This window comes from Streptomyces sp. NPDC020490 (assembly GCF_044335305.1).
GTDB lineage: Bacteria > Actinomycetota > Actinomycetes > Streptomycetales > Streptomycetaceae > Streptomyces.
Genome location: NZ_JBIRUY010000004.1, coordinates 187108 through 209400, shown reverse-complemented (window position 1 = coordinate 209400; position 22293 = coordinate 187108). Strand labels below are relative to the sequence as shown.

The following is a 22293-nucleotide window of genomic DNA, read 5'->3' as shown; positions in this document are numbered from 1 at the left end:
GTGCCCCGGCGGCGGGCCCGGAGAGGCCAGCCGCCGGGGTTCACTCACGAAGGGCGCGGCAGTTGCGGTCAGTTGCCCGCGACCGGGTAGCCGTGCCAGGCGCCGTAGTAGTTGGTGCTGCTGGAGGGGTTGTCCTCGACCATCCTCAGGTTGGTCAGCACACCGCTCACGAACTCGGTGTCGCAGTATCCGTTGACCGGGCTGGAGACCTGGTAGGCGCTGGAGGTGGTGGTGTAGTAGCCGCCCCACACGGAGTGGCCGTCGTCCTCGCCGTCGCAGTAGTCGAACCACGTCCCGTCGTAGGCGTGGCTCGCCCAGTCGCTCCCCTGGTAGACGTCGCTCGCGTTGGCCGGCGCCGCCCACAGACCGGCGGATGCCGCGGTGAGGGTCAGCGCGCCCAGCACGGTGGTGACGATGCGCGGGGCTGCCGCTGGCCCTGGGGATCGTGGCCGCCCGCGCCGCGGCCCACCCCGAGTCGACACTCGCCGTGCTGGCCGGGGAACTGAGCCGGGCCGCCGAGCGCCTCGACGCGCTGGACATCGGCGACCTCACCGCGAACCTCCGGGCGGTCTTCGCCGCCTCGCACCGTGCGCTCACCCCGTCGGCCGGGAAGCTGTTCGTTCTTCTGGGCCTGGCCCCGGGCCCGGACATCAGCCTGCCGGCGGCGGCAAGCCTCGCGGCCCTCGCACCGGCCCGCGCCCGGGCACTCCTGGCCGAGCTGGTGGCCGCGCACCTGGTACGGCAGGGCACCCCGGGCCGCTACCGCATGCACGACCTGGTCCGCCTCTACGCCGCCGAACTCGCCCGCGGCCGGCCCGACCGGGACATCGAGACGGCCCTGTCCCGGCTCATCGACTTCCATCTGCACACCGCGTTCGCGGCCAACCGGCTCCTCGACGGCCCCCACACCCCCTTCGAGCCCCGGCTGGAACCGCCGGCGCCCGGGTGCGCTCCGGTGCGTCCGGCGGACGCGGCGGCCGCGCTCCAGTGGTTCGACGCCGAACACGAATGCCTGCTCGCCGTGCAGTCCCTCGCCCTGGCCACCGGCCGTCACCCCCAGGTCTGGCAACTGGCCTGGACGCTCATCTCCTACCACCAGGGCGGCTACCACCTGCCGGAATACCGCACTGTCTGGCGCACCGCCCTCACGGCGGCGGAACAGCACGGCGACGCCCCTGTCCCCAGGGCTCTGGCGCACTGGCGTTTCGGCCACGCCCGCGCCCTCGCCGGCGAGCACCGCGAGGCCCTGGAGCATCTCGGTCTCGCCCTCACGCTCGCCGAACGCGTGGACGACACCGCCGGCCAGGCACACATCTGCCGCACCCTCGGCCGGGTCTGGGAGCAGTACGGCGACGACGAGCGCGCCCTCGAACACGCCCTGCGCGCCCTGTCCCTGTACCAGCGGCTGGACAACCTCATCTGGCAGGCCAACCAGCTCAACGCGGTCGGCTGGATGCATGCCAAGCTCGGCCGCCATCCGCAGGCGCGCACCTACTGCGAGCAGGCGCTGCGCCTGTACCGCAGGCACGCGCGCCCCGCCGACGCGGCATCGACCCTCGACAGCCTCGGCTACATCGCTCACCACACCGGCCGGCACACTCAGGCCCTGGACTACTACCAGCAGGCCCTGGCCCTGTTCCGTGAACACGCGGACTCAGCGAGCGAGGCCGACACCCTCGCCAACATGGCCGAGACCCACCTGGCCATGAGCCGGCCCGCGCTCGCCCGTGAGGCCTGGCAGCAGGCTCTCGACCTCTACGACGCCCAGCGACGCGACACCGCGGCCCACCATGTCCGCCGCCGCCTCGACGCGCTGACGACGCCGGTCGTCCCGGAAGCCGGCTCCCGGGACGACCGCGATACCGCTGGTACCCGCGATACCGCTGGCACCGCGGGACCGAGTTGATGAATCCGCGCGTTCCGCCGGCGGGGGTCAGGCGGGAATCAGCACCCGCGCACCCTACTGGGGCAGGAGCCGCGCGGCGTCCACGTGGTGGAAGTGGATCAGCAGGTCCGAGCTCCTGAGCAGCGAGGTGATGGCCGGAGGTTCGGGCCACTCGGTGCCGATCTCCCTGGTCGGGCGCGCCTCGATCAGCCACTGCCGGGCGGGTTGCCGGACGGTGCGCAGGTCCAGCAGGTAGTCCGGTTGGGGCACGAGATCCAGGGTGTACTCGTTGGTGCCCCGGACGGGCGGCCCGACGGTGAACGTGCGCGGAGGCCGGGGCTGGAGGGGGCTGAGGAGGTCGTACGCGACGAAGGATCCCTCGCCGAAGCTGGTGCGGACGCTGAGGTACCCGGCGCCGAACCGGTCGCGCAGGAAGGCGCCCTGCGGCCGGGGATAGGCGGGGCTGTTGCTGACCAGAGCCACGTGGCCGTCGTGCGCGGCGAGCACGGTCCTGCTGCCCGTGTGCTCGTACCACCAGGCGAGGTTGGCGGCCATCTGCTCGTCGCGGTACAGATCCTGCCGGGCCCTTTGGGTCCTGCTGTCGAAGGCGTAGAAACGGGTGCTCTGCGCGATGACCCGGGCGTCCTGGACGGTCCAGTCGAATTCCTCGCGGTCCTTGCCCGGCGGCTGCGAGCGGAGCAGTTCGTACGCCTGCCGGGTACGCCGGGCCAGGTCCAGCCGCCGGTCCTGCGGCCGGTTAGTGAACTCGCGGGTGGCGGCGGTCACTTCGCCGGTGGGGTGGTCCCGGTAGAGGTCGGTGAAGCGTGCGTGCAGTCCCGGGAACCGGCGACCGACGTACCGCAGCACCCTGTCGTACAGCACGGGTTCGATGGGAGCGATGTCGTCGCCCACGAACTGGAGCTTGCGGCTGCTGCGCGCGTTGTGGGCGCGCATCCACTCGAAGAGGTCCAGGTACTCCTGGTTGTTCCACAGCCGGTCCTCGCTCCGGAAGGCCTCACGCATGATCCGGCGGATGTCGCCCCTGCCGGTCAGCACCCAGTCGTTGATGCGCAGGCCGGCGTCCCAGCCCGCCTCCCTGGCAAAGGAGGTGAACCCCTTCTCCGCGGCCAGGTACCGAAAGACCCGCTGCTGGAGGGTGAAGAACTGGTGCGAGCCGTGCGTGGCCTCCCCCACCCCCACGATCACCGCCCCGTCCACGGCCCGGCCCAGCGCCCGCAGATCCGCCAGGTCGTCCGTCGGTTCGCCGGGGGACAGCGCGGACGCCGCCCGGGTCAGTTCGGCGACGACCGGGTCGGGCGCGTATCCGCCCGCCCGGGCGGGCGCCGCCGGAACGACCACCGTCAGCAGCAGGGCCAGCGGGCCCAGCAGGGCACCGCGACGAGGGCGGGGTATGTGGGACGCGGACTTCATGGGCCGGTACTCCTCACGTCGGCCCCCCTCGGGCCAGGATGTTCCACGCACCGGCGGCCCGCCCGCCCGACGACCGCTCGTTGGGCCGATCGGGGTAGCCCACCGGGGCGGGGACCGCGCCCCCGGCCTGCTCAGGCGGCTACGGGATCGGGCTGCCGGAGGGTGAGGCGTCCGGTTCAGGCGGCGAGTCCGAGGCTCCCGGAGAGGTGGGCGGCCAGGTAGGGCATGAGCAAGGCTGATGGCGAACTGATGGACCATCAGGAGCCGTACGGCGGGCGGGAAGGAGCGGGTCTTGCTCCACAGGGACTTCATCGGGCCGCTCCACAGGTGGCCCAGGAGGCCGTGTTCCCGGGCGTAGGTGTCGTCGTTCCCGGGCGTAGGTGTCGTCGTTCCCGGGCGTAGGTGTCGTCGAAGACGGCGCCGGAGTTCACGGGCGAGCGGGGCGTAGGCGGCCACGTTGTCGGGGTTGTGGTACTGGTCGGGGCACCAGGCGGCCGGGGAAGCCGGTCCGCCGAGGATCTCCGCCGCGCCGGCGGCCGGGGTCGTCGCGCCGGCCGGAGTCGAGGTGATCGCCGAGCTGACCGGCTGCGAGCCGGAGATCCGCGTCGAGGCGGACGAACTGCGCCAGGGCCTGTGCCGCACGCCGGAGGTCGACTACCTCATCACCGCCTTCCCGGAGGAGAGGTACAAGCAGACCTGGCTGGACTCCGCCGCCGACCGCGGGGGCGAGTACCTCGTCGGCTCGCGCTGGATCGTCAGCGCGAAGGAGCCGGAGACGCTGGAGGCGTTCCGGACGTCGTAGCGGACCGGCCGTCGTCGCCCTCCGGCTCGCGGTCACCGGTTCACCCGTTCCGCCGAGCCACGGGGCGGCATTCGCACGCCCCGTGGACTCCCGCTCCGTCCGTCAGTTCCCGGCCGAGGCACGGCGGCGCCTGGCCAGCCACCACGCGCCGCCGCCGAGGACGACGACCGCGGCGGCCACTCCGCCGACGATCACCCCTGTCGAGCCGCCCTCGTCCCCGTCGGACGTGGCCGCGTCGGACGCGGCCGTGGCGTAGGCGGTCGCGGGCGAGAGGGCCGCGGGTGATTCGGTGGCCGGCGCGGTCGGGCTGGGGGTCGCGGTCGGGCTGTGGCCGATGGGCGTGGCTCCCGCGGCGGCGGCCTTCAACTTCAGCACCGGCGCGGGCTGTTCGGGCTCCGCTCCGCCGCCGGGCAGCTCGATCCAGCGGGAGATCTCGCCGTCGCTGTAGGTCTCGATGGTCTTGAACACCAGCTGCTCGGCCTCCGGCAACTGCTTCACCCTGATCTTGTACTCGGCGTCGACGCCGGGCTTCAGGGCGGTCCCGCCGACGCTGTAGCCGTCGTCGGTCACCGTGAGCTTCCAGCCCTTCGGCGCCTCGTCGAGCGTGACGTCGGCGGGTGCGATGCCCTCGGGCAGGACGACGCGCACGGTGCGGAAGCCCGCGTCGTCGGACTCGGCCTCGGAGACGAAGGTGAGGGTGACGTTCTCGGCCAGGGCCTGTGCCTTGTCGGCCTCGACCTCCGCATGGGCGAAGGCCGGTCCGGCCAGGGAGAGGGTCGCCGTGAGCGCGGCGGCGCCGACGAGCGCGAGACGGCGGAGCGTACGGGCAGGGCGGTGCATGGGCATGGGCATGGGCATGGGCATGAGGATTCCTCGCTGGTGAAGCCGGGCAGGCCGAAGCCCTGGCCCGGGTGAAGGGACGGTTCGGGACGCGGTCGCGTCCCGGTGGTCCCCTGCGCACCAGCGCGTGTTCCAGGGTTCGTGTCCCCGGCGCCCTCGGAGGCGCGAAGCAGCCGGCCGGCCGTACGGCGAGCGGGGCGGGGACGGTGGCGGTGTCCGGGGCCGGCACCATCCGGGCCACGACGGCGGCAGCGACACGGCGCACCGCGCGGGCCGTGGCCAGTCCCGCCGCCACCGCCGCGTCCGCGCGCTGCATCAGCACGGCGACCACCAGCGCGGCGGCCATGTGGGCGGTCGTCATGACCGCCGACGCGTGATGCCAGGCATGACCGTCCCCGTGGACCATCGCGAGGGGTCCGTCCCCGTGGACCATCGCGACATGGCCGTCCATGGTGTTCGCCGCGCGATGGCCGTTCGGGTGGCGCGTGCCGTCGGCCCGGGTCAACTCCCGGTGCAGTACGGCCTGGGCGGCGAGCGTGCACGCGATCACGGCGGGCAGGGACGGCCGACGGCGGGCGAACGGCCACAGGAGGACGAACTGGACGAGCGCGAACGTGGCCACCAGACGCCAGGGAACAACCAGCCGCCAGGGAGCGGCTTCTTCGGCGACCGTGTGATGGCCGAGCGCGGCCAGCACGCTGCCGACGAGGGCGAACAGCCCGGCCCGGGCACAGGACCCGCCCCAGCCCGGACGCGCGCCCGCGTCGCGGCCGTCGCCCCCTGCCCTGTGATCACCCGGCACGGTCGCCCATCATCCCCTCTCCGGCCGCTGCCCGTAACCCCGGGTCGCGCTGACGGTCACGGCGGTCACCGCGGTCACCTCGTCGTATACGTCGGTGCCGGGCGGGGTGTTCACGCATCCGGGCCCCTGTCGGCCGGCTCGATGTGCGGGCGTTGGTGACAGGTATCGATCAAAGACTTGTCCAAGTGCCGGACGGCTCCCGTCGCCGGTGGTCGGGTTCTCTGCAACAGCTGTACGACCACCCGTTCTGGGAGGATCTGGTGCCAGCACCAACCCGCAAGAGACGATGGTTCACGATCTGCGCCATCACCGCATCCGCCGCACTCGTCGCGACACCCGCGGGCGCGAACTCCGGAAAGGGCCACAAGCCCTTCGGGGCGCGCACCCTCGCGCAACTGGCCGCCGAACGCGAGCAGTCCGTGGGCGCCATGAGCCCCAGCCTGAAGGGCGAGGACGACGGCAATGAGGCGGACGAGATAGCCGAGGGCGCGCAGCAGTACGCCGAGGCCCGCACCTCGCCCGGCATCGTCGCCCCCGGCGCGTACGGCGCGGCCTGGGCCGGCCTCATGAAGCTGCCCCGCACGGGCGGCAGTTGGCACGGCGTCACCGACCTGCCGTACGACTCCGACGATCCCCGCTACCGGGACATCGACTCCAACTCCAGCGGCGGTTCGGGCAACGTCACCGGCCGCATGGCCGCCATGGCCGCCGACGACGACGGCTACGTCTACGCCGGCAGCGCGGGCGGCGGCGTATGGCGGTCCAAGCGGGGCGGCGGGCACTGGAAGCCCATCAGCGACAAGCTGCCTTCGCAGTCCACGGGCGCGCTCGCGCTGGACGGCGCCGGGCGGCTGTGGCTGGGCACCGGCGAGGCGACCACCAACGCCGACGCCTACCTCGGCAGCGGCGTCTACGTCCTGTCCCACCCGCATCACGGCACCTTCTCCTCCCGCGGCCGGGTCGGCGGCGACGAACTGGAGTCCACCACCGTCCACCAGTTGCGCTTCGGCGGCGGCAAGGTGTGGGCGGCGACCAGCGAGGGCGTGTGGAGCCACTCCACGAAGACGCTGAAGGGCGCCTGGAAGCTGGAGTACGCGCCCAACCCCGATTATCTGCCGGGTGGTTCGAAGGACGACGACCCGCAAGCCCCGTACAAGAACATCACGAACGACATCGCGATCGACCCGAAAGACCCGTCCAAGGTGGTCCTGGCGGTCGGCTGGCGCAGCGGTGACGACTACAACGGCTTCTACACCAAGGGCGCCGGCGGCGCCTGGACGCGGATCACCGGCGGCCTGGGCGACCTGCCCGCCGACCCGGACCAGGTGGGCAACGTCACCTTCGCCCGTTCCGCCGACGGCTCGCGCTACTACGCCATCGACCAGTCGCCGGAGCAGCTGAACACCAACCCCGACAGCGGCCTCGAGGGCATCTTCGTCTCCAAGTCCGGCTCTCCCACCGGGCCCTGGACGAAGATCGCCGACTACCAGGGGCTGGCGGCCTCCGGCTCCGCGCTGACCAGCGCCGGTTACATGCCGGGCGTACAGGCCTGGTACAACCAGTTCCTCACCGTCGACCCGAGCGACCCGCAGCACGTGTACGCCGGGCTCGAGGAGGTCTACGAGACCAAGGACGGCGGCAGCAACTGGTCGACCGTGGGCCCGTACTGGAACTTCACCTTCTCCTGCTGGTCCATCGACCCGGCGAAGCAGAGCGGCGACTGCAACCAGACCACCCACTCCGACCAGCACGGCGTCGCGATCGGCCGCTACCACGGCAAGAGCTTCGTGTACGTCGGCAACGACGGCGGCGTCTACAAGCGCCCGGTCCACGGCTCCCAGGACGCCTCCGGCAACGCCACCGACTGGACCTCCCTCAACGACGGCAGCATCGACACCCTCCAGTACTACTCGGTCGGCATCGGCAAGGACCTCGACCACGGCGGCGTCTCCGTCACCGGCGGCCTGCAGGACAACGGCCAGTCCATCCTGCGCAGCAACGACAAGGTCATGGGCTCGAACTTCGGCGGTGACGGCGGCGACACCCTCACCGACCCGGCCGACGGCTGCAACATCGCCGAGGAGTACGTCTACCTCTCCGTCCAGGTGACCCAGAACTGCGCCGTCAACGACGGCAGTTGGATCACCGACCCGGCCAAGGCCACCTCGTACGGCGTCGCTCCGGCCGACAACGCCACCGGCGAGGCCCGCTTCATCGCCCCGCTCACGGCCGACCTGAAGAGCAGCTCGACCTGGATCGCCGGCGGCCGCCACGTCTGGGTGCAGACCCACGGCTACGCCATCCGCAGCGGCGACGAATGGAAGAGCGTGTACGACCTCGGCGCCGGCCGCACCGCGACCGCCGTCGCGGCCTCGGGCGGCAAGGTCTACGCGGCCTGGTGCGGCCCCTGCAACAACCAGGGCTTCGCCCGCGGCATCTCCGTCGGCAACGCGGACGGCACCGGCTGGCACGACATCGCCCTGCCCGTGGACGGGACCGTGCCCAACCGCTACCTCAGCGGCTTCGCCATCGACCCGAAGAACGCCGACCACGTCTTCCTCGCCGTCAACGGCTTCTCCCGGCACTGGACCGAGGGACCCGGCGCGGGCGTCGGCCACGTCTTCGAGTCCACCGACGGCGGCACCACCTGGAAGGACATCTCGGCGAACCTGCCCGACGTGCCGACCGACTCGGCGCTCGTCACGCCGAACGGCGGCCTCGCCGTCGCCACCGACCTGGGCGTCGTCTACCGTGCCCCGGGCCACACCGAGTGGCAGCGCGTCGGCAGCCTCCCCGCGGTCGCCGTGCTCCAGCTGAAGCTGAGCCCCGACGGCGGCACCCTGTACGCGGCCACGCACGGCCGCGGCATCCGCAGCATCAAGGTGCGCGACTGCGACTGACACGCGCCGCGTGACGGCGGGAGGGGTGATCCCGGGTGCTCCCGGGATCACCCCTCCCGCGCGTACGGGGTCACCGTCATGTCGAGGACGAAGGCGCCGCGCGCCGCGCCCGCCACGTCCGGGGCCTTCGCCAGCGCGGTGATCTCGGCGCTGCCGCCCCGGGTGCCCGCGCACGTCAGCGAGGCGTGCGCGGTGCCGTCGGCATCCACTCGCCATCCGGACACCAGGACGAAGACCGGCGCGGAACTCCGCACGGCCGTCCACCGCTTGTCGTCCGTGCGGGGCCGGAGCACCAGCGACACCACCGTCCCCGGCCGCACGCACACCCGCCGCCGGAGCGGACCGGCCGACGCCACGGTGATCTCCGTCCGTCCCGCGACACAGCCGGCGGCCGAAGCCGAGGAAGAGGCGGCGGGCGCGGACGGGCCGGGTCCCGTCGGGCTCGCGGCCCCGGTCGAGGGCGGGGCCGAGGCCGTGGGCGGCGGCGAGGCCGCTGGAGCGGAACTGCCCGGCGGCGCGCTGCTCGTAGGCACATTGCCCGGCGGCTCCGTCGAGCGGTTCTGCGACGCGCCTCCGGCCGATCCGCCGGCGGGCGACGCGCCGCAGGCGGCCAGGGCGACCACCCCGGCGACCGTCCATGCCGCGGCCCACCACCGCATCCCGACACCTCCCGGCCGACTTGCCCGATTCCCAGGATGCCCCGTCGTCGCGGACGGAGCGGCGGTCGTGCGAGAACTCACCGAAGACCGGGGGGCGCCCCGTCCGCCGCCGGGCCACCGCCGCCGTGGTGACCCGCCCTGTTCACTCATCACGCCTACGTCGTCACCCGGGAGGCTCAGCAGACAGGGCGGCGGCACGCTCCAGCGGTTCGGATGTGGAAGGGGCGTGTCATCCGAGAGCCCCCGGAGGAGGAAGTCGTGTTCCGCTCTATCCGTACGCTGCTGGTCGGTCTGTGCGCACTGACCGCGGCGTCGCAGGCAGCGCCCGCCCTGGCCCTCGCCGGCCCGGTCGACACCCACCCGCGGGCCCATGCCGCCCGGGCTCTTCACGCGCAGACGATCGAAGACCTCGACACCACCATGAAGGGCGAGGCGTTCGCCTTCGCCTCCTACGACCTCTTCGGCACGCAGGCCGACCGCGAAGGCCTCACCAGCGTCGCCCGGCTCTTCCGGACCACGGCACGGACCGAGCTGAACGAGCACCTGCGCGAGGCGGCCACGCTGGCCGGCGTGGTCGGCTCCAACGCGGCCAACCTGCGTCAGGCCATCAACGGGGAGACGTACGAACACGAGACCATGTACCGCGAGTTCGCGGAGCAGGCCCGGGAGGACGGGGACGACAACGCCGCCGAACTGTTCACGGAGATCGCCGCGGACGAGGGCGTGCACCGCGACGCGTTCCGTGCGGCGCTCGCCGTCCTGACGTCCGGCCAGGGCGCCATCCCGGCGCCGCCCCCGGTCGACCCGGTCTCGGTGCCCGCCGGGCTGCCGCAGGTGCACGCCGCGCGGACGAAGGCCAACCTGGACACCGCGATGCACGGCGAGGCCCTCGCCTACGCCAAGTACATGCTGTTCGCGGAACACGCGGAGCAGACCGGAAACCCGGCGCTGGCCCGCCTGTGGGAAGGGACAGCCGCGGTCGAGCTGCGCGAGCACTTCGCCGGCGAGGCCGTCCTGGCCGGCCTGGTGCGCACCACGCGGGAGAACCTGAGCCGCGCCATCGCCGGTGAGCGCTCGGAGGCGACCACCGTCTACCCGCTCTTCGCCGCGCGGGCCGCCGCCGTCGGCGACACCGCTGCCGCCCGCTACTGGCTCGACACCGCCCGGGACGAGGCACGGCACGCCATCGCCTTCCGGGCGGCGCTGATCCGGCTGCACTGAGCGCGCCGCGCCCGGGCAGTACCCCCGTACCGGCCGGCCCCGGAAGCCTTCGGCCGGTACGGGCTCGAGCCGCCCGGCGCCCCGCCCGCCGCGAACGCGGCCCCGCGCCCCCGTCCGGCCCTCCACACCGGCCGGCGCCGTCCATGACCGGCACGCGCACACACCGTCCGTCCGGCCCTGCTCCGGGCCTACGGCGATGTCGTCCAGCGGGGTGCTGTCTCGGCCCAGGCGGTGTCCCATGCGGCGAGGTTGCGACGCTGGACGACGCGGCCGACGGCCCCGTAGGCGGCGGCCGCGGTGGCGTGGACGCCGAGGGCGGCGATGACGGCCGAGCCCATCGCACGGCTGCGGACCTGGCCGGGGCTCATGGGCGGATCGGTGATCTTCCCGTCGGTGCCGACCCAGACCCGGACGGTGCTGCCCCTGGGCAGGGCCGGCTGGACGTCGGTCGTGCCGGTGTGGGTGCGTCCGTCGGGGCCGGTGAAGCGGACCTTGGACGGGTAGCGGGTTTTCCTGGCCTCGGCGGAGGTGGGTTCGGGGTGGCGCCGGGCGTCCTCGATGAGGGTGGCGGTGGTGTGGTGGCGGGTGGCTGCCTGGTGCCGGGCGGTGCGGGTGCAGTGGTGGTAGGAGGCGTCGCCGGCCAGGAACATGGCGGCCGGGGTGGCTGCCAGGGCGGCCAGGAGCAGGCCGAGGCCGGTCCATGCCTGGACCAGGTCGCTGCGGCGGCGCAGCGGGTTGCGCCGCAGCCGCCAGAGCGTGACCCGGGGCAGTTCCTGCGGTAGTGAGGGTGGGGGTGTGCGGCCGGGCACGTGTCCTCCTTTCGGCGGTGGACGCGGCGGATGCGGGGTGCCGACGGGACAGCACACCTAACGGGAGCGGGCGGCCGGGGGCAGGGGACCGGAGGCGGAGGGGTGGGTGTGGGCGGCTTGCAGGAGCTCGGCGGCGCCGCGGACGGCCGCGGTGTGCGGGGCCGGCACCACACGCAGCGGCGCGTGCAGCCGCCCGGTGAGGTGATACGTGATCTCGGGACGCAGGGCGCCGCCACCGGCCAGCAGGATGCCGCGGTGCAGGGCGTCGACGGTGAGCGAGGTGCGGTCCTGACGGAGCATCGCGGTCAGCATCGCCGCCACCGCATCGGCGATCTGCTCGGGTGTGGTCGGTCCGGCCAGGTCGCCGGTGCCCAGGGCGGTGCGGCGCGCGTCGGTGATGTCGCCGTCGCCCAGCAGCACCGCTTCGGTGAGGTGGGCGCCGACGTCCACCACCATCAGCGGACGGGACAGGTCCGCGCCGGCCGCTACGGCGATGGCCCGGGCGCTGGGCACGGTCAGCACCGTACGCGGGCGCAGCACGTCGATCGCGGCGCGGGCCTGGGTGCGGTAGGCGACGCCGTCCAGGACGGGAGCGGTGACGATGACCATGGGGCGGGTGAGGCGGGGCAGGCGGTCGGCGAGCAGGCGCTGCAGCATGCGGGCGCACCCGGGGGTGTCGACGATGGCGCCGCGCTGGATGGGGTGCACCGCGTCGGCGCCGGGGAGAGTGACGGTGGGTACGTCGACGACCACGCCCCGGCCGGCGATCCAGACGCGGGTGCGGGCGCTGCCCATGTCCAGGGCGATGCCGCAGCAGCGCCGGCACGCCGGCCAGGGCCGGTGCGGGGCGGAGGCGTCCGGGTGATGAGACATGCCGGTCACGGGGCTGCCTTCCTGACCTGCTGGCAGCGTCCGCAGTAGCGGGCCTGCGGCACGATCATCAGCCGTTCCCGGTCGAGGGGCCGGCGGCACAGGTGGCAGATGCCGTACGTGCCCTCGTCCATGCGGGCGAGGGCTGCCTCGACGTCGGCGAGGACCATGCGGGCGGAGGCGGCGAGCTTGACGTGTACCTCGATCTGCGCGGCGTCCTGCCGCTGGAGCCGGACCTCGGTGCGGGAGGTGACCTCTCCGGCGAGCTGCTGCAGTTGCTCCTGGCGGAACAGCAGCTGCTCGTGCAGGGTCTCGCGCAGGGCGGCGAGGTCCTCGGCCGACAGGTGTGCCGTGCTCGGATGTGCCGTGCGCTGGCCGATGGTCTGGTGGTTCACCACTTCACCCCTTTGATGGCAGGGCGTCGGAGGGTCGGTGCGGGCGTGGTCAGGTGGTGCGGCGACGGCAGGAGACGCAGAAGCGGGTGTAGGGGAGGATCTCCAGCCGTTCCGCGGGGATCGGCTGGGCGCAGCCCAGGCAGGTTCCGTAGGTGCCGTTCTCGACGCGGGCGAAGGCTTCCTCGATCTCTTTCAGGGCTCGCTGCATCGCGCTCCTCTGCTCGGACAGCAGGTGGTCGTCCGGGGTCTGTCCGGTCTCATTGAGGGCCTGCAGCTGCGCCAGCCGGGAGCTGCGGGCGTGTTCCAGGCGCTGTCGCGCCTCGTGCAGGTGGGGTTCGGCCCGGGTGACGTCGAGCGACATGGTCGGTCCCTTTCTCGAGGACTCGCCGCACGCGCGGCATTCGCGCGGGCGGGTGCCGGACGGCGGTCGGCCCGGCGGTGTCGCCGGGCCGACCGTCGGCCTGCCCGGTGCCTTCCACCCTGGCCGGGCCGGCGGCGGACACCTATCGGGCGCGGGCCCCATTTGCGCCGGGCCACGGGATCCATGCGGCGACGCGTGGGTGGTGCGCGTCCCGGAAAATGGGGTCCGGGTCCCATCGACGGGGCACGGGGGACGGGGCAGGCTGGCAGCGGACTCACTTCGAACACCCGGCACCGTGAACGTGGCGGGCCACAGTGGAGGTGAAGTGAGAAGGGAAGGCATGGGGCAGGTGTCCTTGTTCTGGCGGATCTTCGCCCTCAACGCCGTGGTGCTGGGCACGGCCACGGCCCTGCTGCTGTGGTCGCCGGTGACCGTCTCCGTACCGGTTCTGCTCACCGAGGCGATCATCCTCGTCGCCGGTCTGGCGGTGATGCTGGTCGCCAACGCCGTGCTCCTGCGGCTGGGCATGGCCCCGCTGGACCGGCTCACCAAGCTGATGACCACGGTGGACCTGCTGCGCCCCGGCCAGCGCCTGCCCGCCTCCGGCGGCGGCGAGGTCGCCGAGGTGATCCGCACGTTCAACGCCATGCTGGAGCGGCTGGAGCAGGAAAGGGCCACCAGCAGTGCTCGGGCGCTGCTGGCGCAGGAGGCCGAACGCCGCCGCATCGCCCAGGAGCTGCACGACGAGGTCGGGCAGACCATGACGGCGATCCTGCTGGGCCTCAAGCGCGCCGCGGACGACGCCCCCGAGCCGCTGCGCAAGGAGCTGACCGAGGTGCAGGAGATCACCCGGCAGAGCCTGGACGAGGTCCGCCGCCTGGTGCGCCGGCTGCGGCCCGGCGTGCTGGACGACCTGGGCCTGGTCAGTGCCCTGACCTCGCTCACCGAGGACTTCGCCACCCACACCGGGCTGCGGGTCACCCGCCGCTTCGACGCCGACCTGCCCGCCCTCGCCCCGGAGACGGAACTGGTTCTCTACCGCGTGGCGCAGGAGTCGCTGACCAACGTCGCCCGTCACGCGGAGGCCGAAGAGGTCACCGTCGCCCTGTGTCCCACCGACGACGGCGTGGTGCTGACGGTCACCGACGACGGCTCCGGCATCAAGGCCGCCCGTGAAGGCGCCGGCATCCGCGGCATGCGGGAGCGGGCCCTGCTCGTCGGGGGCAGCCTCGAGATCGGCCCGGCACCCCGCACCGGTACCCGGGTCCGGCTCGCCGCACCCGTCTCCAGGAAGTAGCTCTGCCCATGACCGGAACGCCCACGATCCGCATCCTGCTCGCCGACGACCACGCGCTGGTCCGCCGCGGGGTGCGGCTCATCCTCGACCAGGAACCGGACCTCGAAGTGGTCGCCGAGGCCGGTGACGGCGCGGAGGCCATCGAACTGGCCCGCACCCTGGACGTCGACCTGGCCGTGCTCGACATCGCCATGCCCCGCCTGACCGGACTGCAGGCCGCCCGCGAACTGGCCGTCCTCAAGCCGGGCCTGCGGATCCTGATGCTCACCATGCACGACAACGAGCAGTACTTCTTCCAGGCTCTGAAGGCCGGTGCGAGCGGGTACGTGCTGAAGTCCGTCGCCGACCGGGATCTGGTCGCCGCGTGCCGGGCCGCGATGCGGGACGAGCCCTTCCTGTACCCCGGCGCGGTCACCGCGCTGATCCGCAACTACCTCCACCGGGCCCGCCACGGCGAGGAGACCCCCGACCAGATCCTCACCCCCCGGGAGGAAGAGGTCCTCAAGCTGGTGGCCGAGGGGCACTCCTCCAAGGAGATCGCCGACCTGCTGTTCATCAGCATCAAGACGGTCCAGCGGCACCGCGCCAACCTGCTGCAGAAGCTGGGCCTGCGCGACCGGCTGGAACTCACCCGCTACGCCATCCGCGTCGGCCTGATCGAACCCTGACCTCCCGGCCCGCACCACCACCGTGACGAGAGGGGGACGGTGCATGTACCCCGCCGCGCGCACCGTCTCCGGCACCAGCACCGCCCGGCCCCCGGCCGTCGCGGTGCCGGCGGCCGTGGTGCTGACGGTGCTGGCGCTGCTGGCCATGCTCGGCGCCGCCGGACCGCCGCCCGGTACGACGCACCGGCCGGCGGTAGGTACGGCGGTCGGGGCGACTGCCGGTACGGCGGGCGGGCCGGCGGTCGTCGCGACGGCGGCGGCAGCCGGCCAGCAGCGTGACACGGCGCCGCACGCCGGCGACGGATGCGACGCCGTCTGCGGCGTCCGGGCGGCGACTCGCGGGGAGCCGCACAGCGAGCACCCTCCCCCGCGCGCCCACCTCGCCACCTGCGGTCCGGGCACGCACATCGCCTCACCCCGGTCGGCGCCGCTCCCGGCGCCGGCCGGGCACACTCCCTCGTCCGATCCGCACACGCCCCATGACCGTGGGCGGGCACCGCCCGTGCCCTCCGGCGCCTGACACCCCTTCTTTCGCACTTCCCACCCCACCTCACCGGGCTGCGGCCTTCTGCCGGCCGCGGCCATGGCTGTGGTGCGCCCGCCGGAGGCCCCCCTTGAACCGTTCTGCGCGCGTGAGGGCGCTGCTCGCCCTCGCCGTGATCGCCCTGTCCGTGTACATCGCCGTCACCGTGCCGGTCCGCCTCGGACTCGACCTGCGCGGCGGAACCCAGATCGTGCTGGAGACCCGCTCCTCCCCCACCGCCGAAGCCGACCGCGAGGCCACCGACCGCACCCTGGAGGTGCTGCGCGGCCGTATCGACGCGCTCGGCGTCGCCGAACCCACCCTCGTCCGTTCCGGCGACCACCGGATCATCGTCGAACTGCCCGGCGTGCAGGACCCGAAGAAGGCCGCCGACGTCCTGGGCCGCACCGCGCAGCTCACCTTCCACCGGGTGCTCGGCACCGCCGACGCCGACTCCCGCTCCCTGCCCGGGCGGTCCGGCGAGCGGGTCCTGCCCGACGAGTCCGGCGGGCTGCTGCGTCTCGGGGCCGCGGCGCTGACCGGCGAGCACGTGCAGGAGGCCGCGGCCCTGTTCGACCAGCAGGGCGGCGCCGGATGGCACGTCACCGTGGACTTCGAGGGCGCCGGCCGCGCGGGCTGGGCCCGGCTGACCGGTGAGGCCGCCTGCCGCCCGGCGGGCGATCCGGCACGGCGGGTGGCCATCGTCCTCGACGACAAGGTCATCTCCTCACCGCAGGTGGACCCGGCGGTCGCCTGCGGCGCCGGTATCCGCGACGGCGCCACCCGGATCACGGGCTCCTTCGGCCCGGAGGAGGCCCGTGAGCTTTCGCTGCTCATCAACGGCGGCGCCCTGCCCGTGCCGGTCGAGACCGTCGAACAGCGCACCGTCGGCGCGACCCTGGGCGCGCGGGCCATCACCGCGAGCGCCTGGGCCGCGGCCGTCGGCACCGCGCTCACCACGCTGTTCGTCATCGTGGTCTACCGGCTGCTGGGCCTGCTGGCCGCCGTCGCCCTGGCCTGCTACGGCCTCGTCTCCTACGCCGCCCTGGCCGCGCTCGGCGCCACCCTGACGCTGCCCGGCCTGGCCGGATTCGTCCTGGCGATCGGCATGGCCGTGGACGCCAACGTGCTGGTCTTCGAACGGTCCCGTGAGGAGTACGCGGCCCGCCGTCGTCCCAGCCCCCGCTCGGCGCTGGCGGCCGGGTTCCGCAACGCCCTCAGCGCGATCGCCGACTCCAACATCACCACTCTGATCGCGGCCGCTCTGCTGTTCTTCCTGGCGTCCGGGCCCGTGCGGGGCTTCGGCGTGACCCTCGGCATCGGCGTGCTCGCCTCCATGTTCAGCGCCCTGGTGATCACACGCGTGCTCGCCGAATACGCCGCCGGCCTCCCCCAGGTGCGCCGCAGCCCCCGCCTCACCGGCATCGCGACCACAGGCGCCGTCCGGGACCGCCTCAACCGCCGCGATCCCCACCTGATGCGCCGCCCCCGCCGCTGGCTGGCCGCCTCAGCGGCCGTGCTGGTCCTGGCCGCGTCGGGCATCGCGGTGCGCGGCGTCGATCTGGGCGTGGAGTTCACCGGTGGCCGCCTCATCGAATACACCACCGACGCCCCCGTCGATGCCGACCGGGCCCGCACCGCGCTCGCGCGGGCCGGCTTCCCCCGGGCCGTCGTGCACTCCTCCGGCGGCACCGGCCTGACCGTGCGCACCGATCCGCTGGACGACGCCGAGGAGGCCCAGGTGACCGGCACGGTGCGCGACCTGGCCGGAGGGGCGGACAAGGTCCGCGACGAACTGATCGGGCCCAGCCTCGGGCAGGAGCTGCGCCGGGGCGCCCTGATCGCACTCGCCGTGGCCCTCGGCGCGCAGCTCGTCTACCTCGCGGCGCGCTTCCACTGGCTGTTCGGCACCGCCGCGGTCGCGGCCCTGGCCCACGACGTGGTGATCCTGGTCGGCGTCTTCGCCTGGCTCGGCAAGCCCGTCGACGGGGTTTTCCTGGCCGCCCTGCTCACCGTCATCGGCTACTCGGTCAACGACTCCGTGGTCCTCTTCGACCGGGTCAGGGAACTGGTCCGCAGGTCCCCGAAGGAACCACTGCGGGACCTCGCGAACCAGGCGATCCTGCAGACCCTGCCCCGCACGGTGAACACCGGCCTGGGCGCCGCCTTCATCCTCACCGCCCTGGCCGTGCTCGGCGGGTCCTCGCTCACCGATTTCGCGCTGGCGCTCCTCATCGGCCTGGCCGTCGGTACGTACTCCTCCGTCTTCACCTCCGCCCCGGTGGCCGTGGAGATCCACCGGCGCGCCGGCCGGGCCCGTCCGTCCCGGCGGCGCTGACCCGGCCGGCGGTTGCCCGCCCGTTGGCCTCTGTTCGGCGACGGTGTCCGCGGACGCCGTCGCGGAGCGGGGGCGGGCGGGTGGGGGCGGGCGGGTGGGTGCGGGCGGGCGGGTGCGGGCGGGCGGGTGCGGGCGGGCGGGTGCGGGCGGGCGGGTGCATAGGATCGCCGGCATGGCATTGCGACCCGTTCACGTGAACGTCAAGGCGGTCGACGCCTCCGCGGTCGGCCGGTTCTGGGCGGAGGCGCTCGGCTGGAGTGCTTACAGCCCCGGTGTGGCCACGTACGTCGGCCCCGCCGGCGGCCTCGTCTGGCCGCACCCGGTCGCCGTCGGCGTGGACGTCGTTCCCGTCCCGGAACCGAAGACGGCGGCGAAGAACCGTGTGCACCTCGATCTCGCCACCACCTCCGCGGCCCATCAGGCGGAGCTGGTCGCGCACCTGGAGGCGCTCGGTGCGACACCCGCCGACGTGGGCCAGGGCGACGTGCCGTGGACGGTCCTCGCCGACCCGGAGGGCAACGAGTTCTGCGTGCTGGAGCCTCGGGAGGTCTACCGGGACACCGGGCCGATCGCGGCCGTGGTGGTCGACTGCGTGGATCCGCGGGCCATGGCCCGGTTCTGGGGTGAGGCAGTGGACTGGACCCTGCACGAGGTGAGTGACGACCACGCGGTGTTGCGCTCCGCCCGGGATGCCGGCCCGTATCTGGAGTTCCTCCGCACGCCCGGCGGGAAGACCGTGCCGGACCGCGTGCATCTCGACCTGCTGCCGTATGCCGGTGACGACAAGGCGGCGGAGGCGGCCCGGCTGCGGGCCCTCGGCGCCACCGACCTCGACATCGGCCAGGGGGACGTGCCGTGGACCTGCCTGGCCGACCCGGAGGGCCACGAGTTCTGCGTCCTCGCCCCGTCCTGACGCGGAGCCCCGACCCGGGACACCCCGGCCGGCGTCCCGGGCCGGCCGGGCCGGTCCGGGGAAGCGGTTCACCCAGTCGGGGGCGACGTTTCCCGCACCGCTCGGCGGATGGCACGGCGCTGGGCGGCCGTGGTCGCACCCCAGATGCCGTGGTCCTCACCGTGGTCTATCGCCCAGGTACGGCAGGCGATGACCACGGGGCACCGGCGGCACAGCGCCCGGGCCAGGGACTCCTCCCCCGCGAAGGCGGCTGAGTCGGAGAGCGGGAAGAAGAGTTCGGGGTCCTCCCCGACGCAGGCAGCGTGATCACGCCAGTCGGAGTGTGCGCGGGTTCCGTGGAGTGGGCCTGTCATGGTGCACCTCTGATCGGCCTGACAGCAGGCAGTGCGAGCGGTGGTCACGGCACACGGGTGCGCCGCGTGCCCGGCAGAGGTGCGTAACAGCATAGGGCCGAATGCCTGATTTGCGACAGGTGGTGAAGCTGCGAACCGGGCCGCCACCACCCGAGCGGCAACGCGTCGAGCTCGCCTCGCCTCCGGCACCGTCGACGTACGTGACTCCACGGCCGTCGACGGCCCCGTCCGGCTCACGCCCAGGTTCTGACCGCGCTTCGTGACGTACGCCTGGTGAGGACGACGACGTTCTTCCAGCACGCGCCGACAGCCGTCAGGAAGCCCGTGGGCAGGAAGACGGCGTCGCACGCGACCATGGCCAGGGAGAAGAACGGGATGCCGAGGAGCACCGCGATCCCCAGGTGCTCCAGCATCATGACGGCGATCAGCACGCTCTTGACCTTGCGGTTGACGAGGGTGAAGGGGAAGGCCACCTGAAGCATGACGGTCCCGTAGCTCAGCAGCAGCACCAGTACCGCGTTGCCGGCGAGGAGCGCGGAGAGCCAGGGCCAGGGGGCGAAGTACTCGAGGTTCAGCGCGTAGTGGAGGGCGCTGCCCTGCTCCCATCGTGAGCCCTGCACCTTGTACCAGCCGGAGGTGGCGTAGATCAGACAGACCTGCGCGGCGATCGTCAGCATCGCGGTGTTGTGGAGCATCGACGCGCCCGCGTCCAGCAGTGCGCGTGCCTCGCTCTCGGGGAACCAGTGGCCGACGGCGAACCACAGTCCCTGCGCGGCCCACAGGGTCCACAGGACGAGGGGCCATCCCGTGTCCCAGCCGAACGCCAGCAGCAGGAACAGGCCGGTTGCCGTCCACAGGGCGACCCCGGTCCGGTCGGTGCGGGGAGAGCCCTCCCGCAGCGGGGTGCGGGCGCGTCGCGCGTCCAGCGACCAGACCTGGGCGCAGCGGGTGAAGACGAGGTAGATCACCATGATGCGCAGGACGTTGTCGCCGCCGTCGCCCACCAGAGGGTTGCGGTTCTCCAGCGAGAGCACCCCGACCATGAGGATCACGGACATGGTCCGCGTGCGCCAGCCCACCAGGACCGCGAAGGCCGAGGCGATGGTCAGGGAGTAGACGATCTCGAACCAGATCCGGCCGCCGGACCACTGCAGCACGCTGAAGGTGCCGTCCAGGCGGCCCAGTTCCAGCGCCATGTCGTACGACAGCGGGCTGCGGTCGCCGTACAGCACGCGGCGCTTGGGCCATTCCCGGCACAGGAAGGCGACGATCACCAGGGACAGCCCGATACGGAAGGCGGCGGCCTGGTGGGGTGCGCGGGTGGTACGGATGACGTGTCCGAGACGGGCGGCTCCCGTGCGGACGCGGCCCCCACGCGGCCGGGCGGGGGCGTTCGCCCTGGATGTCACGGTGCTCAACTCACAGCCCCTTGTAGTCCTGATCGGTCACCGGCCACCAGGGCAGTACCCGGTAGGTGGTGGTGTCGGGCGTCTCCTCGCCGGTCCATGACGGCGGCGGAACCATCGTGTAGCGGCCCGCGATCTGGACGGCCGTCACCGGCTCGCCCCGCCACCGGTGCCCGACCCGCTGGAGCACGACGCGCTTGAGGTACGCGCCGGCCACCACCCCCCGGATGCCCGTCGGCCTGTCGCCCGGCCCGTGCAGGGCCTCGGAGTTGTCCCAGGCGAGACGGAGCATGTTCTGGTTCACATGGCTCGGGGCCAGGGCGCCCTTGATGGCGGCCACGTCCTGGTCGGTGAGGTTGATCCACTCGGAGACATGACGGGCACCGCGGGCGCCCGTGGTCCGCAGGCGGACGCCGATGGCGTCGTTGCGCTGCTTGGGGTTGGGCGCGAACAGCTTCCAGTCCTGCCCGAACTCGGGCTGCACGTACGAGTTGATCACTTCCTGGTCACGGGTTTTGAGGACGTTGGTGGGGGCCAAGGTCAGGAAGATCATCGCCAGGTGCACCAGGAGGGCGGCTGCCAGCACCATGGCGGTCGCCGTGAGCAACGCGACCGACAGGCGCGACCACGGCCGGTCCGGCGCGCTGACCGCTCCCGGGGCCGGTTCGCCGCCGCGGACCCGTGCTCGGGCGGTGACGAACCCGGGAGGGACGGGACCGCCCTCCTCGGTGCCCGGTCGTGGAGGGGGCAGACAGTGCGTGCCGCTCGCGGCCTCGCCCACCGGATGTACGGCGGCGGATTTCCTGGGGGGTTCCATTGCATTCCTTCTGCTCGGCGGCCCGTGTGGTGAGGAGAGTGCTCACCACACGGGCCGCACGCCTGACGCGGTCTTCCGTCAACACGCAGACGACGCCAGACAGAGCCGGGCATTCCTCAGAAGCGGTTGTCCGGCGCTTCGACGACCGTTTCTCTTATTTCAGCTGAGCGGGCAGGTGGCGGTGGCCTTGTCGGTCCACGACAGGCCGGCGGCCGCGCTGAGCACGTCGGCGATGTCGTTGAGGACCTCGCCCCGCGGCCGTACGTACCACTGCGCGAAGTTGTTCGCGTTCTGCGGGTCCCAGATGTACGTCAGCAGCGGGTCTGCGGGGGCTCCCGCCGCCACGCCCGCGGCCGTCCGCGCGAGGGTGTCGGAGTACGGAGGCGTGGGCAGGTCGCTCCACTGGGAGGTGGCCGGGTCGTAGGGCGCGGGCCAGTTGTCCAGTCCCTGGTTGAACCAGTAGCCGGGGGAACACCACTGGTTGAGGGATGACGTGGTGCTGGTGGTGCTGGTGGTGTTGGTGCTGGTCGTTGCGGTGGTGCTGGTGGTCGCGCTGGTGCTGGTGGTCGCGGTGGTGCTCGTGGTCGAGGTGGTCTGTCCGTTGGTCCCGCTGGTAAGGCCGATCAGCCCGGTGGTGACGCCGATGTCGCCGATGATCTTCGGGGCGAAGATCGCGTCGCTCGTGCAGTAGTCGAACTTGCCCTGGCAGCTGTGGATGAGCTCGTACTCGTCGCCCTTTTTCTGGCCGTGCTCGTAGTGCTCCCTCTCCTTGTGGTCCTTCTGCCGCCCCTCTTCGTCACCGCCGCGGAAGGCCGGGGACAGCGTGCTGCTGTGGCTGCTGTGCGCCGCCCAGGGGCGCTCCCACCCCATCGCCTGCGAGGCAGCCGTGGTACCCACCGAGGCGGTGAGCACGGAGACTCCTACGAGCAGGGCTCGAATGGCCCGCATAATGCTCCTTTTACCGTTTCCTTTGCGAGATGATTCCCGCATCCGTAGGCGGATT

21 protein-coding genes are annotated in these 22293 nt (G+C 72.9%); 9 read left to right on the top strand and 12 right to left on the bottom strand.

Features of this window, described 5'->3' with window-relative positions:
- Nucleotides 1-68: 68 nt before the first annotated feature.
- Nucleotides 69-404, bottom strand: a complete 336-nt coding sequence (locus tag ACH4ZX_RS07415; RefSeq protein WP_398268909.1) for a hypothetical protein — start codon at nt 402-404, stop codon at nt 69-71.
- Nucleotides 405-445: 41 nt separating this feature from the next.
- Between ACH4ZX_RS07415 and ACH4ZX_RS07410 the strand changes: the two genes are divergently transcribed.
- The gene (locus tag ACH4ZX_RS07410; protein WP_398268906.1) at nt 446-1906 is read left to right on the top strand and encodes a tetratricopeptide repeat protein; all 1461 of its coding nucleotides are present in this window, start codon (nt 446-448) and stop codon (nt 1904-1906) included.
- A 54-nt stretch (nt 1907-1960) separates the two neighbouring features.
- Here the strand turns inward: ACH4ZX_RS07410 and ACH4ZX_RS07405 are convergent, their stop codons facing one another.
- Nucleotides 1961-3316: an erythromycin esterase family protein gene (locus ACH4ZX_RS07405; protein WP_398268902.1), complete on the bottom strand. Its 1356-nt coding sequence runs from the start codon at nt 3314-3316 to the stop codon at nt 1961-1963.
- 457 nt (nt 3317-3773) lie between these two features.
- Here ACH4ZX_RS07405 and ACH4ZX_RS07400 point away from each other — a divergent pair, with 457 nt between their 5' ends.
- Nucleotides 3774-4118, top strand: a complete 345-nt coding sequence (locus ACH4ZX_RS07400; RefSeq protein WP_398268899.1) for a hypothetical protein — start codon at nt 3774-3776, stop codon at nt 4116-4118.
- Between the two features lie 102 nt (nt 4119-4220).
- On the opposite strand, the gene ACH4ZX_RS07395 is transcribed toward ACH4ZX_RS07400, so the two are convergent.
- A complete protein-coding gene (locus ACH4ZX_RS07395) occupies nt 4221-4982 on the bottom strand; it encodes a DUF1775 domain-containing protein (protein ID WP_398268896.1) in 762 nt (253 codons plus the stop codon).
- Nucleotides 4983-6020: 1038 nt separating this feature from the next.
- Between ACH4ZX_RS07395 and ACH4ZX_RS07390 the strand changes: the two genes are divergently transcribed.
- On the top strand, nt 6021-8660 hold the full coding sequence (locus tag ACH4ZX_RS07390; protein WP_398268893.1) for a glycosyl hydrolase: 2640 nt from the start codon (nt 6021-6023) through the stop codon (nt 8658-8660).
- A 47-nt stretch (nt 8661-8707) separates the two neighbouring features.
- Here ACH4ZX_RS07390 and ACH4ZX_RS07385 read toward each other — a convergent pair whose 3' ends face one another.
- Entirely contained in the window at nt 8708-9016 is a 309-nt protein-coding gene (locus ACH4ZX_RS07385; RefSeq protein WP_398268890.1) for an acetyl-CoA synthetase, read from the bottom strand.
- 561 nt (nt 9017-9577) lie between these two features.
- On the opposite strand from ACH4ZX_RS07385, the gene ACH4ZX_RS07380 reads away from it, so the two are divergent.
- Nucleotides 9578-10540 (top strand): ferritin family protein, encoded by a 963-nt coding sequence (locus ACH4ZX_RS07380; protein WP_398268887.1) that lies wholly within the window; start codon nt 9578-9580, stop codon nt 10538-10540.
- Nucleotides 10541-10728: 188 nt separating this feature from the next.
- Here the strand turns inward: ACH4ZX_RS07380 and ACH4ZX_RS07375 are convergent, their stop codons facing one another.
- From ACH4ZX_RS07375 to ACH4ZX_RS07360, 4 genes are read right to left on the bottom strand one after another with little or no spacing between them, the layout of a single operon-like run.
- On the bottom strand, nt 10729-11349 hold the full coding sequence (locus ACH4ZX_RS07375) for a hypothetical protein (protein ID WP_398268883.1): 621 nt from the start codon (nt 11347-11349) through the stop codon (nt 10729-10731).
- 57 nt (nt 11350-11406) lie between these two features.
- A complete protein-coding gene (locus ACH4ZX_RS07370) occupies nt 11407-12222 on the bottom strand; it encodes a rod shape-determining protein (RefSeq protein ID WP_398269138.1) in 816 nt (271 codons plus the stop codon).
- A gap of 5 nt (nt 12223-12227) precedes the next feature.
- Nucleotides 12228-12617, bottom strand: a complete 390-nt coding sequence (locus tag ACH4ZX_RS07365; protein ID WP_398268880.1) for a TraR/DksA family transcriptional regulator — start codon at nt 12615-12617, stop codon at nt 12228-12230.
- 46 nt (nt 12618-12663) lie between these two features.
- Entirely contained in the window at nt 12664-12975 is a 312-nt protein-coding gene (locus tag ACH4ZX_RS07360) for a TraR/DksA family transcriptional regulator (RefSeq protein WP_398268877.1), read from the bottom strand.
- Between the two features lie 349 nt (nt 12976-13324).
- Between ACH4ZX_RS07360 and ACH4ZX_RS07355 the strand changes: the two genes are divergently transcribed.
- The 5 genes from ACH4ZX_RS07355 (at nt 13325) to ACH4ZX_RS07335 (ending at nt 18714) form a co-directional block, all read left to right on the top strand.
- Entirely contained in the window at nt 13325-14272 is a 948-nt protein-coding gene (locus tag ACH4ZX_RS07355) for a histidine kinase (RefSeq protein ID WP_398269135.1), read from the top strand.
- A gap of 8 nt (nt 14273-14280) precedes the next feature.
- On the top strand, nt 14281-14940 hold the full coding sequence (locus ACH4ZX_RS07350; RefSeq protein ID WP_398268874.1) for a response regulator: 660 nt from the start codon (nt 14281-14283) through the stop codon (nt 14938-14940).
- 43 nt (nt 14941-14983) lie between these two features.
- Nucleotides 14984-15460 carry a hypothetical protein gene (locus ACH4ZX_RS07345; protein WP_398268871.1) on the top strand — a complete coding sequence of 159 codons (477 nt, stop codon included), beginning with the start codon at nt 14984-14986 and terminating at the stop codon, nt 15458-15460.
- A 94-nt stretch (nt 15461-15554) separates the two neighbouring features.
- Nucleotides 15555-17801, top strand: coding sequence for a protein translocase subunit SecD (secD, locus tag ACH4ZX_RS07340; RefSeq protein ID WP_398268869.1), 2247 nt, complete (start codon nt 15555-15557; stop codon nt 17799-17801).
- A 172-nt stretch (nt 17802-17973) separates the two neighbouring features.
- Nucleotides 17974-18714, top strand: coding sequence for a VOC family protein (locus ACH4ZX_RS07335; protein WP_398268866.1), 741 nt, complete (start codon nt 17974-17976; stop codon nt 18712-18714).
- A 68-nt stretch (nt 18715-18782) separates the two neighbouring features.
- Here the strand turns inward: ACH4ZX_RS07335 and ACH4ZX_RS07330 are convergent, their stop codons facing one another.
- From ACH4ZX_RS07330 to ACH4ZX_RS07315, 4 genes are all read right to left on the bottom strand, one after another.
- Entirely contained in the window at nt 18783-19067 is a 285-nt protein-coding gene (locus tag ACH4ZX_RS07330; protein ID WP_398268863.1) for a WhiB family transcriptional regulator, read from the bottom strand.
- 233 nt (nt 19068-19300) lie between these two features.
- On the bottom strand, nt 19301-20476 hold the full coding sequence (locus tag ACH4ZX_RS07325; protein ID WP_398269132.1) for an HTTM domain-containing protein: 1176 nt from the start codon (nt 20474-20476) through the stop codon (nt 19301-19303).
- 10 nt (nt 20477-20486) lie between these two features.
- A complete protein-coding gene (locus ACH4ZX_RS07320; protein ID WP_398268860.1) occupies nt 20487-21290 on the bottom strand; it encodes a DUF5819 family protein in 804 nt (267 codons plus the stop codon).
- Between the two features lie 159 nt (nt 21291-21449).
- A complete protein-coding gene (locus ACH4ZX_RS07315) occupies nt 21450-22238 on the bottom strand; it encodes a hypothetical protein (protein WP_398268857.1) in 789 nt (262 codons plus the stop codon).
- Nucleotides 22239-22293 lie beyond the last annotated feature (55 nt).